Consider the following 12074-nt stretch of genomic DNA (forward strand, 5'->3'; position numbering starts at 1 on the left):
CTTTCTTAACGGGTCACCGCGTAGTTCGACGATGTCAGCTACGAATTCAATCGAGGGGCAGGACAAGTGATCGAATTTCTCAAAAATCTGGGACGCGATGACTCCGGCGCCACCGCTATTGAGTACGGGCTGATCCTCGCTCTGATCTTTCTCGGCATGATGACCGCCGTGACTGGGGTCGGTCAGACCACCATCAACATGTGGAACAACGTCAGCACGACTGTCGCCACGGTTACCGGGGTCTGAGGCGAGAAAACCAAAGACGGTTGGCGATTAGGGAATTGTCAACTTGTCCGAGGCAGAAAGAGGATAGCTCGAACCGCAACAGGGGTGAGAGCCGGGTATTGAAGACTGAACCAGGAGACTAGACATGAAGTTCATCAACAAGCTGCGTCGCAACGAAGAAGGTGCAACCGCCATCGAGTACGGCCTGATTGCCGCTCTCATCGCCGTTGCTGCGATCACTGCCATGCAGAGCCTCGGCCAGGAGCTGAGCACCACGTTCAACACGACCGACTCGGCAATGGCAACCGCCAACGCTGCTGTCTAATCGACACGGCTTTCAGCCAAACAGAAAGGCGGCGAGGTCACCCTCGCCGCCTTTTTTGTTGCGCGGAATGAAAGCGCGGCGACCTAGCGGCCGCGCACGACGATCTTCACCTTCTGGCCCGCGCGAACGGTGTCGCTGGACGACAGGCCGTTGAGTACGCGGAAGCGCGTTTCCTGCGCATTGGAATAGGCCATCTTCGCAGCCATCGTGGCTACTGTGTCCCGCGAACCCACCGTCACTACGTCGATGCTGCGCGGAATGACATTCGCCGCCTCGGTGGTGGAGATGCGCCGCATCGACTGGAACATGGCGTTGAAGGTCCCCGACTGGCCGGCCGGCGTCAGCGCGAGGAAGTGGTAAGCCCGGTCGTTTGCAAATTCATACGCGAACACGGTCACATCGACCTGCTGCCCGCCATTCGCCACTCGCGCGGTGCCATAAGCGGCCGGAAGGCCGTTCACAGTCGTGCGCTGGATGCTGGACGGGGTGATCTGCTGCTGCTGGCTGAGCGCCGCAAAGACGCTGCTGACATAGCTCTGCAGATTGCCGTTGTACGGGCCCATCGAGAACTGGGCCTTGCCGCTCTGCCCGCTGATAGTCACCGCGCGCGTGCCGTTGACCATGTAGAAGCCCTGCGGCGCGGTAAAGGCGAGGCGCAGGTCCGGATGGATGAACTGGCGCCCTTCGACCACGCCCTGCTGCGGATCGTCGCCGTACAGGATGCCGTCGATACGCGTCAGGAAGGTGTCGCGGTTGGTCACCCCGCCCGTGCCGCCGGTCTGCTGCGCGAAGCTGAGCGCGGTCTGCACGCGGCTTGCCGGATCGGGGTGGGTCGAGGCCCATTCGGGCAGGCGCGCATTGTCGCGGCCCATCAGCTGCGCATCGAGCGCGTTCTGCGCCGCCAGGCTCGACAGCACCGTCGCCATGGCGCGCGTGTCGTAACCGGCGGTGTTGAGGTATTGGATGCCGAGACGGTCCGCCTCGAGCTCCTGCTCGCGGCTGAACTTGAGCGTCAGCAGCTGCGAGCCCTGCAGCGACAGCTGTCCGAGCTGCTGGCCGAGGCCCGAATTACCGAGCAGGACGGAACTGGCGATCGCGCCGAGCACCCCGAGGATGGAGTTGCGCTGCGCGGCCTGCTGGCGACGCTGCGAATGGCGCGCGGCAACGTGGCCGACTTCGTGGCCCAGCACGCCGGCCAGTTCCGCCTCGTTGTTCATCAGCGCGACCAGCTGGCGCGTCGTGTAGACGTAGCCGCCGGGGATCGCGAAGGCGTTGTTCACCGGGCTGTTGAGCAGCGACACGGTGAAGGCGCTGCGGGCATTGCCGAGGCCGGACTGCACCGCGATGTTCTGTCCGACAGTCTCAACGTACTGTGCCTGCGGGCCGGTCATCGCGCCGCCGAATTCGGCAAGCAGCTGCGGATGCGCCTGTGCGCCCTGCTGCGCTTCGCCCTGCGAGATCGGTGCCGAGCTGTCGGGAATGGTGGCGCAGCCGGTCAGCGCGAGCGCGAGCGTCGCGGTCGAGGCGGCGAGTGTCTTCATTGCGGACATTGGGTTCCCCTTGATTCTGGCCTTGCGGGTCCCACCGCCGCCGGGCCGATTCTTATACGCTAGGGGAAACAGGGGGATGCGGCTAATTGTTCCCGCATCCCGAAACTAAGGCTCAGCCCGCGATCTTGAGGAAGCGTTCCTCGCGCATCCGCATCAGCTCTTCGGGCGAATAGCGCGACAGCATATCGAGTTCCTCGCCGATCGCCTCGCCCAGCGCATGAGCGGCTGCACGTGGGTCGCGGTGCGCCCCGCCGACGGGCTCGGCAACGATCCGGTCGATGACGCCGAGCTCGGCAAGGTTCTGCGCCGTCACCTTCATGGCTTCGGCTGCATCGGGCGCCTTTTCGGCGGTGCGCCACAGGATCGAGGCGCAGCCTTCGGGCGAAATCACCGAATAGACCGCATGTTCGAGCATCAGCACCCGTTCGGCGCTGGCGAGCGCGACCGCGCCGCCCGAACCGCCCTCGCCCACGATGGTCGCGACCATCGGGACCGGCAGTGCCAGGCACGCCTCGGTCGAACGGGCGATGGCTTCTGCCTGCCCGCGCTCTTCTGCCTCGACGCCCGGGAAGGCGCCCGAGGTGTCGACCAGCGTCACCACCGGCAGGCCGAAGCGGCCCGCCAGTTCCATCAGGCGGATCGCCTTGCGGTAGCCTTCGGGCTTACCCATGCCGAAATTGTGGCGCAGGCGGCTGGCGGTATCATTGCCCTTTTCATGGCCGATCAGCACGACCTTGCGGCCGTCCAGCTTGGCAAAGCCGCCCATGATCGCTTCGTCCTCGCCATAGGCGCGGTCGCCGCCCAGCGGCACGAATTCCTCGAACGCATATTCCACGTAGTCGCGGAAGTGCGGGCGCGAGGGATGGCGGGCGACCTGCGTCTTTTGCCAGGGCGTCAGCGCGGCATAGGTCGTTGCAAGCAGGTCCGCGCTCTTGAGTTCGAGGCGCTGCAGCTCGTTGGAAATGTCGACGTCGTCGCCCTCGGCCGCATTGCGCAGTTCGGCAATGCGCGCTTCGAGCTCGGCAACCGGCTTTTCGAATTCGAGATAGGAAATCATCGCAGACCCGCTAGTCGCTCGCGCGCGGACGGGCAAGGGGATGGCGTTCGTTCACCAGCTTTACCAACCGTGTCGCATCGACATGGGTGTAGATCTGCGTGGTCGCAATATCGGCGTGGCCGAGCAATGTCTGCAGCGCGCGCAGGTCCGCCCCGCCCTCCAGCAGATGGGTCGCAAAGGCGTGGCGCAGCACGTGGGGGCTGAGTTTTTCGGGCGGCAAACCGGCGCGCACCGCCAATTCCTTGAGCAGCTGGAACAGCCTGACGCGCGAGATATGCCCGCTGCGCGAGGGAAAGAGGAAGCGCGAGCCCTGTTCGCGCAAGGCTAGCCAGCGCGACAGTGCCTGCTTCGCCCGGCGGCTGACCGGCACCATGCGCGCCTGCCCGCCCTTGCCGGTGACGGTCAGGAACGGCTCGTCGCGCGGGACCGCCGAAATCGGCAGCGAGACGAGTTCCGTCGCACGAAGGCCCGATCCGTAAAGCAGTTCGAGCATCGCCAGCATGCGCACAGCCTCGGGCCGGTCGCTGGCGGCCTCGTCCTCGGCGCGGGCGAACAGGGCCTCGACCTGCGCATGGTTGAGGATCTTGGGGAGCGGCCGCCGCGTGGCAGGGCGCGGCAGGGCATGGGTCGGATCGTCTTCGCGCAGCCCCTCGTCGAGGAGGAAGCCGTAATACTGCCGCAGCGCCGAAATCTTGCGCGCCATGGTCGATGCCGCGAGCGAGGCCCAGCCCTGCCCCAGCTTCGACAGCTGTGCGGCAGATGCCCCGGCGAGGTCGCCGCCCAGCAGTTCTTCCGCCTGCGCCAGGTCGCGCCCATAGGCGAGGATGGTGTTGCGCGCCGCGCCGCGTTCGGCGGCGAGCATGGCGAGGAAATCCTCGATCGTGCCCCTGGGAGCAGCCACCGCCGGCTCAGGCCCGCGCGACCGCCTCCGCGGCGATCATCCGGGCTTCGGCTTCCATCCCCACGCGGTTGAGCGCGGAAACGATGTGATAAAGGTGGCGCGCGGTCATGCGGTCCCAGCTGTCGCCCTGCATGCCGAGGCCGGCGAGATAGGCGACGAGCGCACGGTTCTCCACCGCGGCCGCGCGGTCGATCATCTGCGTCCAGCGTGTCGGCGCACCGAGGTTCATTTCCAGACGCTGCGAATATTCGGAAATCTCCGCCTCGTTCACCCGCCCGAGGCCTGCAAGCCCGGCGAGCAGCATGCGCGACTTGCGGCTGTCTCGCGAGTCATCGTCATCGAAAAACGTGTCGAGTTGGCCGTCGCTGACCGTCCCGCCGCGCGGATTGGCCAGTGCCAGCAGTGCCCAGCCGAGGCTTCCGGCCTCCACAGCGTCGCCCCAGCGCAGCGCATCGCGTTCGAGGCCCGCAGTCAGCATGGAGGCGATCAGTTCGCCCGCGTCATCGGCGAAATCGTCGCTCGGCGTTACGCGCGCGGCGGCATAAGCGGTCAGGACCATGCGCCCGTAATCGGCATCGCTGCCGCTCCACACCTCGCGGATGGCCGCGACGCGGTTGGCAGGCGAGGGATCGACATAGGCATCGCGCAGGCGGGATGCGGTGGTCAGCGCAGGCCCCTCACCCGCGTCGGTGCGCGCCGCGTAGAGTTGGCCATAGAGATCGACGATGGCCTTTGCCGAGAGCACGCCCGAAGCTGCCGCGACGTCGGCCCCGCGAATGCGCTGCGTGACCGGCAGGGCGGGCGTGATCGCTTCGGAGATCAGGTAGGTCGCGCCCAGGTCGTCGGTCAGGTTCTCCGGAAGCGGTTCGCCCAGCGCATTGGCCAGCGCGAAACGCCAGGGCGTCATCGAATCGATGCCGTCCCACTCGATCGTCACCGCGCGGCGACCATCGCCTGCCGCCCCGGCGAAGCGCTGGGCCAGCAGCACGTCGATCCGCGCATCTCCCTCGGCGCGGGAGAGCAGGCGGCGAAGGTCGTTCTGGGCGCGCTGCGATTCGCCCGCGAATGCCGCGCAAATGCCTTCGAGCATGGCCCAATTGGCAATCTCGTCCGTGCCGGTGCCGAGGCGGACCGAAGGGCAGGCCCCGACGATGTCGGCCGTGCCGATATAGGCATCGACTGCGGCCTGCGTCAGCGCAGGCGAATAGTTCGCCGTGTCGATATCCTGCACCAGCGCGCGGGCGGCGGCATATTCGCCCATGGAATTGAGCACCCGCACGCGCAGGGTGGCGAATTCGATCGGGCTCATGCCCTGCGGCGCATCGAGACGGCTGGCGAGTGCGCGGCGCATGAGGATGTGCCCCCAGCGCGACACCATGGGCCCGCGGATGCCTCCCAGCGTGGCGCGAACGAGTCCGGCAGGCTGGTTCGCGAGCGAGAGCGGCGGCAAACCACCTTCCGAAGCGGCGATCACCCCGACCCGCGACAGCGAACGGCGCGCGGCAGGCGGAATGTCGAAGCGGGGCTTGAGGCCGAGGACGTCGTCCAGTTCGGCAGTGCTCATCGCCTCGAGTTCTTCGACCGAGGGAATATCGGACAGGTCGATGCCAGAGGTGTCGACCGGCTCGGGCGCGCTCGGCAGGGGCTGGACGACTTCACCGGACTGGCCCGCAGGGGCGGAGGGCGCTGGCGATGCGGCCGGTGCTGGCGCGCGGGCAGGCGCCGGGCTCGGCACGGGCGTATTGGCGGAAGACGGCAGGATGCTTTCCGGCGCACGCTGGGCCAGCACCACCGTGGAAGACAGGACGAGCGCCGCGCCAGCGAGCCAATAGCCGCGGCTCATCGGGCGATCTCCGGCACTTCGACAGGCTCGGTAATCGGCCGGATCGGCTCTTCGCCGCCGTCGATCCATGCGATGACGAGCACGGCCAGCAGGGCGAGCGCAGCGATCCCCAGAATGCGCGGGCGTTTCACGGCCAAGATTTTCGTATCCTCGATCAACAATCCGTGTGACTTGCCCGCGCCCTAGCCCATCTATAGGCCGAGCGGCAATGAACAACGCGCACAAGCCTTCCGAAACGGTGGACCGTGCCGGCATCGCCAGCAGGCTGGACCGGCCGCTGGTGCTCGTTGGCCTGATGGGCGTGGGCAAGACCAGCATCGGGCGACGGCTCGCGGGCGCGCTCGGGCGCGATTTCGTCGATGCCGACGAGGAGATCGAAAAGGCGGCCGACCGGAGCGTCTCCGAAATATTCGAAGAGCATGGCGAAGCCTATTTCCGCGACGGCGAACGCCGCGTGATCGCGCGGTTGATGGAAGAAGGTCACGGCGTCATCGCGACGGGCGGCGGTGCCTTCGTCGATCCCGAAACCCGCGCACTGGTTCTGGAAAAGGGCGTAGCGGTGTGGCTCGACTGCGACCTCGACACTTTGGTCGAGCGCACGTCGCGCCGTAACACACGGCCGCTGCTCAAGACCGGCGACCCGCGCGAAATCCTGTTCAACCTGAAGGAACAGCGTGGTCCTGCCTATGCCGAGGCGCAAATCCACGTCGTGACCGGCGACGGTCCGCACGATGCAGCCGTGAACCGAATACTGGAGGAACTGGCCGCATGGCTGTGATCGACGTCGCCCTGGCCGGGCGCAGCTACGAAGTGCGCGTGGAGCACGGCCTGCTGGCCGCCATCGGCGAACAGGCCGCGCCGTTCCTGCGCAAGGCGAGCGTGCCGATCGTCGCCGATGCCAATGCGCGCAAGCACTGGGGCGAGGCGGTCGAGGCATCGCTGCGTGCTGCCGGCAAGGAGCCGCGCTGGTACGAGGTCGTGCCAGGTGAAGGATCGAAAAGCTGGGACAGCCTTGCCCGCCTGACCGACTGGCTGCTGGCCGAAGGGGTGGAGCGCGGCGATCATGTGCTGGCACTGGGCGGCGGGGTCGTGGGCGACCTCACCGGGTTCGCCTGTGCCATCCTGAAGCGCGGCTGCGGCTTCGTGCAATTGCCGACCACCTTGCTGGCTCAGGTCGACAGTTCGGTCGGCGGCAAGACCGCGATCAACACCGCTGCGGGCAAGAACCTCGTCGGGGCGTTCCACCAGCCGGGCCTGGTACTGGCCGATCTCGACGCGCTCGGCACTCTGCCCGCCCGCGAAATGCGCGCCGGCTATGCCGAGGTGCTCAAATACGGAATCCTTGGCGATGCCGGCTTCTTCGACTGGCTTGAAGCGAACGGGGCCAGGGTGCTGGCTGGCAATGCCGCTGCGCTCGAACACGCCGTGGCTACCAGCGTTGCGATGAAGGCGCGGATCGTCGCCGAGGACGAGCGCGAGACTAGCGGCGCGCGCGCCCTGCTCAACCTCGGGCACACATTCGGCCATGCGCTGGAGGCGGAAACGGGCTTTTCCGATCGCCTGCTCCACGGCGAAGGCGTGGCGCTCGGCATGGTGCTGGCAGCCCGCTATTCCGCACGGCGCGGGGAAATTTCCACCGACGCAGCCGAACGCGTCACGCGCGCGGTCGATACCGCTGGACTTCCGGCGGAGATTTCCGCCCTCGGCCTCAGGTGCGACGGACGCGCGCTGGCCGATCACATGCTGCACGACAAGAAGATGGATGCGGGCACCCTGCCCTTCATCCTCTTGCGCGGCATCGGTGATGCTCACCTCGCGAAGGATGTCGAACTGGCCGATGTCGCGGCGTTCCTCGACGAACAGCTGCAGGCGCATTAGGACTGCCACGCATGACGCGCTTCATCGACCTGTCCATCCCGATCACCAACGACGTGGTCTCGGACCCGGAGGTGATGCGGCCGAAAATCCAGTACATGACCCACGAGAATACGTGGGAACAGATCGCCATGTTCTTCCCCGGCCTCGAAAAGAGGGACCTGCCCGACGGCGAAGGTTGGGCAGTGGAGATGCTGGAGCTTTCCACCCACAACGGTACCCACATGGACGCGCCGTGGCACTACCACTCGACGACCGACGATGGCGCGCGCGCCGCGCCCAGCATCGACGAGGCGCCGCTCGACCGGTTCTTTCGCCCCGGTGTGAAGCTCGATTTCAGCCATTTGCCGCACGGCCACGTGGTGAGCGCAGCCGAGGTGGAACAGGCTTTCGAGAAGATCGGCTACGACCTCCAGCCGCTCGATATCGTCCTCGTCCAGTCGGGTGCGGTTTACGGGACGGAGAATTTCACCGACCAGGGCGTCGGCCTTGGCGCGGAAGCGACCCTGTGGCTCACCGAAAGGGGCGTGGAAGTGGTCGGCACCGATGCATGGAGCTGGGATGCGCCCTTCAGCCACACCGCGCGGCGCTGGGCGGAAAAGCGCGACCCCGCGATCATCTGGGAAGGCCACAAGGCGGGCCGCATCAGGCCCTATTACCAGATCGAGAAGCTGACCAATCTCGCCGCCCTGCCCGACCACGGCTTCACCTTCAGCTGCTTCCCCGTGAAGATCGAGCGCGCCAGCGCAGGCTGGATCCGCGCGGTCGCGATGGTGGAAGACTGACCATGCGGATCGCCGAGGCGAGCCTGGCGGACCCGGCGGTTCGCGACCTCATCGCTTTCCACCAGCAGGACATGGATGCCGTGTCACCGCCCGGCACCAGCTTCGCGCTCGACCTCTCCGGCCTTTCGGGGCCCGAGACGACCGTGCTGGGCGCATGGGAAGGCGAGGAACTGGTCGCCATCGGTGCCCTCAAGCGGCTCGGCAGCGGGCAAGCGGAACTGAAATCGATGCGCACGCGGCCCGAACATCTCGGCAAGGGAATTGCGAAAGCGGTGCTGGAGGCGCTGATCGACCTTTCACGCGCGGAAGGGATTGCGCGGCTGAGCCTGGAAACGGGGACTTCGGACGAGTTCGTCCCCGCCATCAGGCTCTATACGAAATACGGTTTCGAACGCGGCGATGCCTTTGCGGACTACGTCAACGGGCCGCACAACCAGTGCTACCACCTCCCGCTGACGGAATGAACCTGCTCAGCCCGCGCGCGGTTCGAGCCGGGTGACCTTGGCCCCTGCGCCGACCGGCTGGTAATCGGCCAGCATCGCGTCGTGTTCTTCGAAAAGGCGTTCGATTTCAGGGCGGCGTTGCAGCAGCATCTGCGCAATGCCCGGTGCGAGGCTGTCGCCTTCGCCGATCTTTCCGAGAATGCCAGCGAGGTCCGCGATCGTCGCGTCCTCGGGCGTCTTGTGGTAATTGCCCCTGGTATCGAAGAAGCCTGTGCCCCTGTGTGCCATGCGATAACTCCTGTGCGTGTTGCGTCAGAAGCGAACCGAAGGTCCTCAATATCTCCAGCTTACCGAGTCGGTAAAAGCCCGTTCACCATGTTTGGGTGCAATGCAGCGAAATTCGCAAGGAATGTCGCGCAACCCTTTCAAAAGATTGCGCGGCACTATCCTTAATCGCGCAAGCCGCTTGCCTATTCGAGTTCGAGGATGACCTCGTCCACCGCCAGGCTGTCGCCCTCGCCCGCGTTGATCTTGCCGACCACGGCCTGTTTTTCGGCGCGAAGGATGTTTTCCATCTTCATCGCTTCCACCGTGGCGAGCGGCTGGCCGGGCTGCACTTCGTCCCCTTCGGCGACGTGCAGCTTCACCAGCAGGCCGGGCATGGGGCAGATGAGCATCTTCGAAAGATCCGGCGGCTCCTTCTCGATCATGTACGATGCGAGGTGGGCGATGCGTGTCTGAAGGATACGCAGGCTGTGCGTCGCGCCGCGCGTGGTGATGGCATAGCCGGTGCGTGTGGGCTTCAGCTGCAACGTCAGCGCCTCGCCCTCCGCCTCGAGGTCGATCATCGTCTCGCCGGGCGTGTATTCCATGTCGAGATCGACCGGCTGGCCATCGACCGTGATAGCATCTTCTTCGAGCACGACGCGGTAATCGGTCTCGCCGAGCCGCACGGTCCAGTCGCCCGGCGCGTAGAAATCGCCGTCGAGCTGCTGGTCGATGCGCCGCGCGCGGTCGGCATCGGCAGTCGCGATGACCCCGCCGACGGCTGCCAGAACACGCTTCAGATCGTCCGAGGCGGCTGCGCCCTCGAAGCCGTCGGGATATTCCTCGGCGATGAAACCGGTGGTCAGTTCACCCGAACGGAAGCGCGGGTGCTGCATGATCGCGCTGAGGAAATCGACATTGTGGCCCAGCCCTTCGATGCGGAAGGCGTCGAGCGCCTGCACCTGCAGGTCTGCCGCCTCGTCGCGCGTTTCGCCCCAGGTGATCAGCTTGGCGATCATCGGGTCATAGAACATCGACACCTCGCCGCCTTCGAACACGCCGTCATCGACGCGCACACCGGCAACGCCGCGGCGGCCGTTCTCCGCCCCGTCGTCGGCCCAGGGCTCGACCGGCGGCTGGTAGCGCACGAGGCGGCCCGTCGACGGCAGGAAGCCGCGATAGGGGTCTTCGGCATAGACGCGGTTCTCGATTGCCCAGCCGTCGATCTTCACGTCGTCCTGCGTGATGGAAAGCTTCTCGCCTGCTGCCACGCGGATCATCTGCTCGACGAGGTCCACGCCGGTGATCGCCTCGGTGACGGGATGTTCCACCTGCAGGCGGGTGTTCATTTCGAGGAAGTAGAAGCTCTCTCCGGTCTTGTCGGCGCCGGAGACGATCAGTTCGACCGTGCCCGCGCTGTGATAGCCGACCGCCTTGGACAGGGCGACGCACTGTTCGCCCATGGCCTTGCGCATTTCGGCGCTGACGAAGGGCGACGGCGCTTCTTCGACCACTTTCTGGTGGCGGCGCTGGATCGAGCATTCGCGCTCGTTGAGGTAGATGACGTTGCCGTGCTTGTCGCCGAGGATCTGGATCTCGATGTGGCGCGGGTCTTCGATGAACTTCTCGATGAAGACGCGGTCGTCGCCGAAGGAATTGAGGCCTTCGCGCTTCACGCTTTCGAAGCCTTCGCGCACGTCCTTCTCGCTATAGGCGAGGCGCATGCCCTTGCCGCCGCCGCCGGCGCTGGCCTTCATCATGACCGGATAGCCGATGTCGTTCGATATCTCGACCGCATGCTCGGTATCGCGGATTTCGCCGACGAAGCCGGGGACCACGTTCACGCCCGCTTCGCGCGCGATCTTCTTGCTCTCGATCTTGTCGCCCATTGCGGCGATGGCCTTGGTCGGCGGGCCGACGAAGGCGATGCCTTCCTTGTCCAGCGCTTCCACGAAGCTCGCGCGTTCGGACAGGAAACCGTAGCCCGGATGGACCGCATCCGCACCGGTCTGCTTGCAGGCGGCGATGATCTTGTCGGCGATGAGGTAGCTTTCGGACGCCGGGGCCGGACCGATGTGCACCGCCTCGTCCGCCATCCGCACGAATGGCGCCCGCGCATCGGCATCGGAATAGACCGCCACGGTGGCGATCCCCATGCGCTTGGCCGTCTTGATGACGCGGCAGGCGATTTCGCCGCGATTGGCGATCAGGATTTTCTTGAACATTCAGGCTCCGGGAGCGGCAGAGGTCATGCTTAAGCCTATGCCGCCCCTTCGGAGCCACTTCAAGTCATGCTCAGTGATCGGCGTGCGCGTGTCCGATGTAGCTGGTCTCGCGCGCAATGAGGGAATCGAATTCCTCCAGCAATTTCTGCGCCTTGTCCCGGCCGCCGGCCAGCTTGGACAGCTGTTCCATCCAGGCGACATCATCGGGCGAAGTGGCCCAGGTCAGGTCGTTCGGCCCACCTTCCATGGGAAAGACATACATCAGGTCCCATTCGCCGGTGTTGAGATGGATGCCGTGGATGCCGCTCTTCTTGCCGGTCATGCCGTCGGCCTTGGCGAAATAGTCGCGGATGATTTCCGTCCCGCGTCCGCGCTTGCCCTGCTTGAATTTGGTCAGGACCACGCGGGCCCAGGTCACGCCTTCCATGCGTTCCGGCCCTTCCTGGGCCATGGCAGGTGCGGCGGGAAGTGCGAGCCCGATTGCGGCTGCGGCGAGTAAAAGCTTCTTCATACGTCCTCTCCCTTCAAGGAATGCGGCCCTGAGAAGCGATCCGAATTGTAATGATGCTGTTGTCCCC

Annotated in this window: 14 protein-coding genes; 6 read left to right on the forward strand and 8 right to left on the reverse strand. The window is 65.7% G+C overall.

Annotated elements, in window-relative coordinates; translation table 11 throughout:
• The first annotated feature begins 66 nt into the window (after positions 1-66).
• Together LCL94_RS01430 and LCL94_RS01435 are read left to right on the forward strand one after the other, a co-directional pair.
• A complete protein-coding gene (locus tag LCL94_RS01430) occupies positions 67-246 on the forward strand; it encodes a Flp family type IVb pilin (RefSeq protein ID WP_160607360.1) in 180 nt (59 codons plus the stop codon).
• Between the two features lie 124 nt (positions 247-370).
• Positions 371-550 (forward strand): Flp family type IVb pilin, encoded by a 180-nt coding sequence (locus tag LCL94_RS01435; protein ID WP_160607361.1) that lies wholly within the window; start codon positions 371-373, stop codon positions 548-550.
• Between the two features lie 83 nt (positions 551-633).
• Here LCL94_RS01435 and LCL94_RS01440 read toward each other — a convergent pair whose 3' ends face one another.
• The 5 genes from LCL94_RS01440 to LCL94_RS01460 form a co-directional block, all read right to left on the reverse strand.
• Positions 634-2100, reverse strand: a complete 1467-nt coding sequence (locus LCL94_RS01440; RefSeq protein WP_224830680.1) for a M48 family metalloprotease — start codon at positions 2098-2100, stop codon at positions 634-636.
• A gap of 112 nt (positions 2101-2212) precedes the next feature.
• Positions 2213-3157 (reverse strand): acetyl-CoA carboxylase carboxyltransferase subunit alpha, encoded by a 945-nt coding sequence (locus tag LCL94_RS01445; RefSeq protein WP_224830681.1) that lies wholly within the window; start codon positions 3155-3157, stop codon positions 2213-2215.
• Positions 3158-3167: 10 nt separating this feature from the next.
• Positions 3168-4058, reverse strand: coding sequence for a tyrosine recombinase (locus LCL94_RS01450; RefSeq protein WP_224830682.1), 891 nt, complete (start codon positions 4056-4058; stop codon positions 3168-3170).
• A gap of 7 nt (positions 4059-4065) precedes the next feature.
• Positions 4066-5901, reverse strand: coding sequence for a hypothetical protein (locus tag LCL94_RS01455; RefSeq protein WP_224830683.1), 1836 nt, complete (start codon positions 5899-5901; stop codon positions 4066-4068).
• Complete coding sequence (locus LCL94_RS01460; RefSeq protein WP_170289991.1) at positions 5898-6038, reverse strand: hypothetical protein; 141 nt, start codon at positions 6036-6038, stop codon at positions 5898-5900. The genes LCL94_RS01455 and LCL94_RS01460 overlap by 4 nt, the downstream gene beginning before the upstream one ends.
• A gap of 71 nt (positions 6039-6109) precedes the next feature.
• Here LCL94_RS01460 and LCL94_RS01465 point away from each other — a divergent pair, with 71 nt between their 5' ends.
• The 4 genes from LCL94_RS01465 to LCL94_RS01480 are packed head-to-tail and all read left to right on the forward strand — an operon-like array spanning position 6110 to position 9025.
• Positions 6110-6679, forward strand: a complete 570-nt coding sequence (locus tag LCL94_RS01465) for a shikimate kinase (RefSeq protein ID WP_222553067.1) — start codon at positions 6110-6112, stop codon at positions 6677-6679.
• Complete coding sequence (gene aroB, locus LCL94_RS01470) at positions 6670-7779, forward strand: 3-dehydroquinate synthase (RefSeq protein WP_224830684.1); 1110 nt, start codon at positions 6670-6672, stop codon at positions 7777-7779. The genes LCL94_RS01465 and aroB overlap by 10 nt, the downstream gene beginning before the upstream one ends.
• An 11-nt stretch (positions 7780-7790) precedes the next feature.
• The gene (locus tag LCL94_RS01475; protein ID WP_224830685.1) at positions 7791-8561 is read left to right on the forward strand and encodes a cyclase family protein; all 771 of its coding nucleotides are present in this window, start codon (positions 7791-7793) and stop codon (positions 8559-8561) included.
• Between the two features lie 2 nt (positions 8562-8563).
• A complete protein-coding gene (locus tag LCL94_RS01480; protein ID WP_224830686.1) occupies positions 8564-9025 on the forward strand; it encodes a GNAT family N-acetyltransferase in 462 nt (153 codons plus the stop codon).
• Positions 9026-9031: 6 nt separating this feature from the next.
• On the opposite strand, the gene LCL94_RS01485 is transcribed toward LCL94_RS01480, so the two are convergent.
• The 3 genes from LCL94_RS01485 to LCL94_RS01495 all read right to left on the reverse strand — a co-directional run bounded on the left by LCL94_RS01485 (position 9032) and on the right by LCL94_RS01495 (position 12007).
• Positions 9032-9292: a hypothetical protein gene (locus LCL94_RS01485; protein ID WP_160607369.1), complete on the reverse strand. Its 261-nt coding sequence runs from the start codon at positions 9290-9292 to the stop codon at positions 9032-9034.
• A 182-nt stretch (positions 9293-9474) separates the two neighbouring features.
• Positions 9475-11496, reverse strand: a complete 2022-nt coding sequence (locus LCL94_RS01490; protein ID WP_224830687.1) for an acetyl/propionyl/methylcrotonyl-CoA carboxylase subunit alpha — start codon at positions 11494-11496, stop codon at positions 9475-9477.
• A gap of 70 nt (positions 11497-11566) precedes the next feature.
• A complete protein-coding gene (locus LCL94_RS01495) occupies positions 11567-12007 on the reverse strand; it encodes a hypothetical protein (protein WP_224830688.1) in 441 nt (146 codons plus the stop codon).
• Positions 12008-12074 lie beyond the last annotated feature (67 nt).

It is taken from the genome of Qipengyuania gaetbuli, assembly GCF_020171365.1.
Lineage (GTDB): Bacteria > Pseudomonadota > Alphaproteobacteria > Sphingomonadales > Sphingomonadaceae > Qipengyuania > Qipengyuania gaetbuli_B.

Coding starts and splice junctions, on each gene's coding strand:
- aroB (WP_224830684.1), top strand. CDS start 6,670: ATGGCTGTGATCGACGTCGCCCTGGCCGGGCGCAGCTACGAAGTGCGC.
- LCL94_RS01495 (WP_224830688.1), bottom strand. CDS start 12,007: ATGAAGAAGCTTTTACTCGCCGCAGCCGCAATCGGGCTCGCACTTCCC.
- LCL94_RS01440 (WP_224830680.1), bottom strand. CDS start 2,100: ATGTCCGCAATGAAGACACTCGCCGCCTCGACCGCGACGCTCGCGCTC.
- LCL94_RS01435 (WP_160607361.1), top strand. CDS start 371: ATGAAGTTCATCAACAAGCTGCGTCGCAACGAAGAAGGTGCAACCGCC.
- LCL94_RS01465 (WP_222553067.1), top strand. CDS start 6,110: ATGAACAACGCGCACAAGCCTTCCGAAACGGTGGACCGTGCCGGCATC.
- LCL94_RS01475 (WP_224830685.1), top strand. CDS start 7,791: ATGACGCGCTTCATCGACCTGTCCATCCCGATCACCAACGACGTGGTC.
- LCL94_RS01490 (WP_224830687.1), bottom strand. CDS start 11,496: ATGTTCAAGAAAATCCTGATCGCCAATCGCGGCGAAATCGCCTGCCGC.
- LCL94_RS01485 (WP_160607369.1), bottom strand. CDS start 9,292: ATGGCACACAGGGGCACAGGCTTCTTCGATACCAGGGGCAATTACCAC.
- LCL94_RS01445 (WP_224830681.1), bottom strand. CDS start 3,157: ATGATTTCCTATCTCGAATTCGAAAAGCCGGTTGCCGAGCTCGAAGCG.
- LCL94_RS01480 (WP_224830686.1), top strand. CDS start 8,564: ATGCGGATCGCCGAGGCGAGCCTGGCGGACCCGGCGGTTCGCGACCTC.
- LCL94_RS01455 (WP_224830683.1), bottom strand. CDS start 5,901: ATGAGCCGCGGCTATTGGCTCGCTGGCGCGGCGCTCGTCCTGTCTTCC.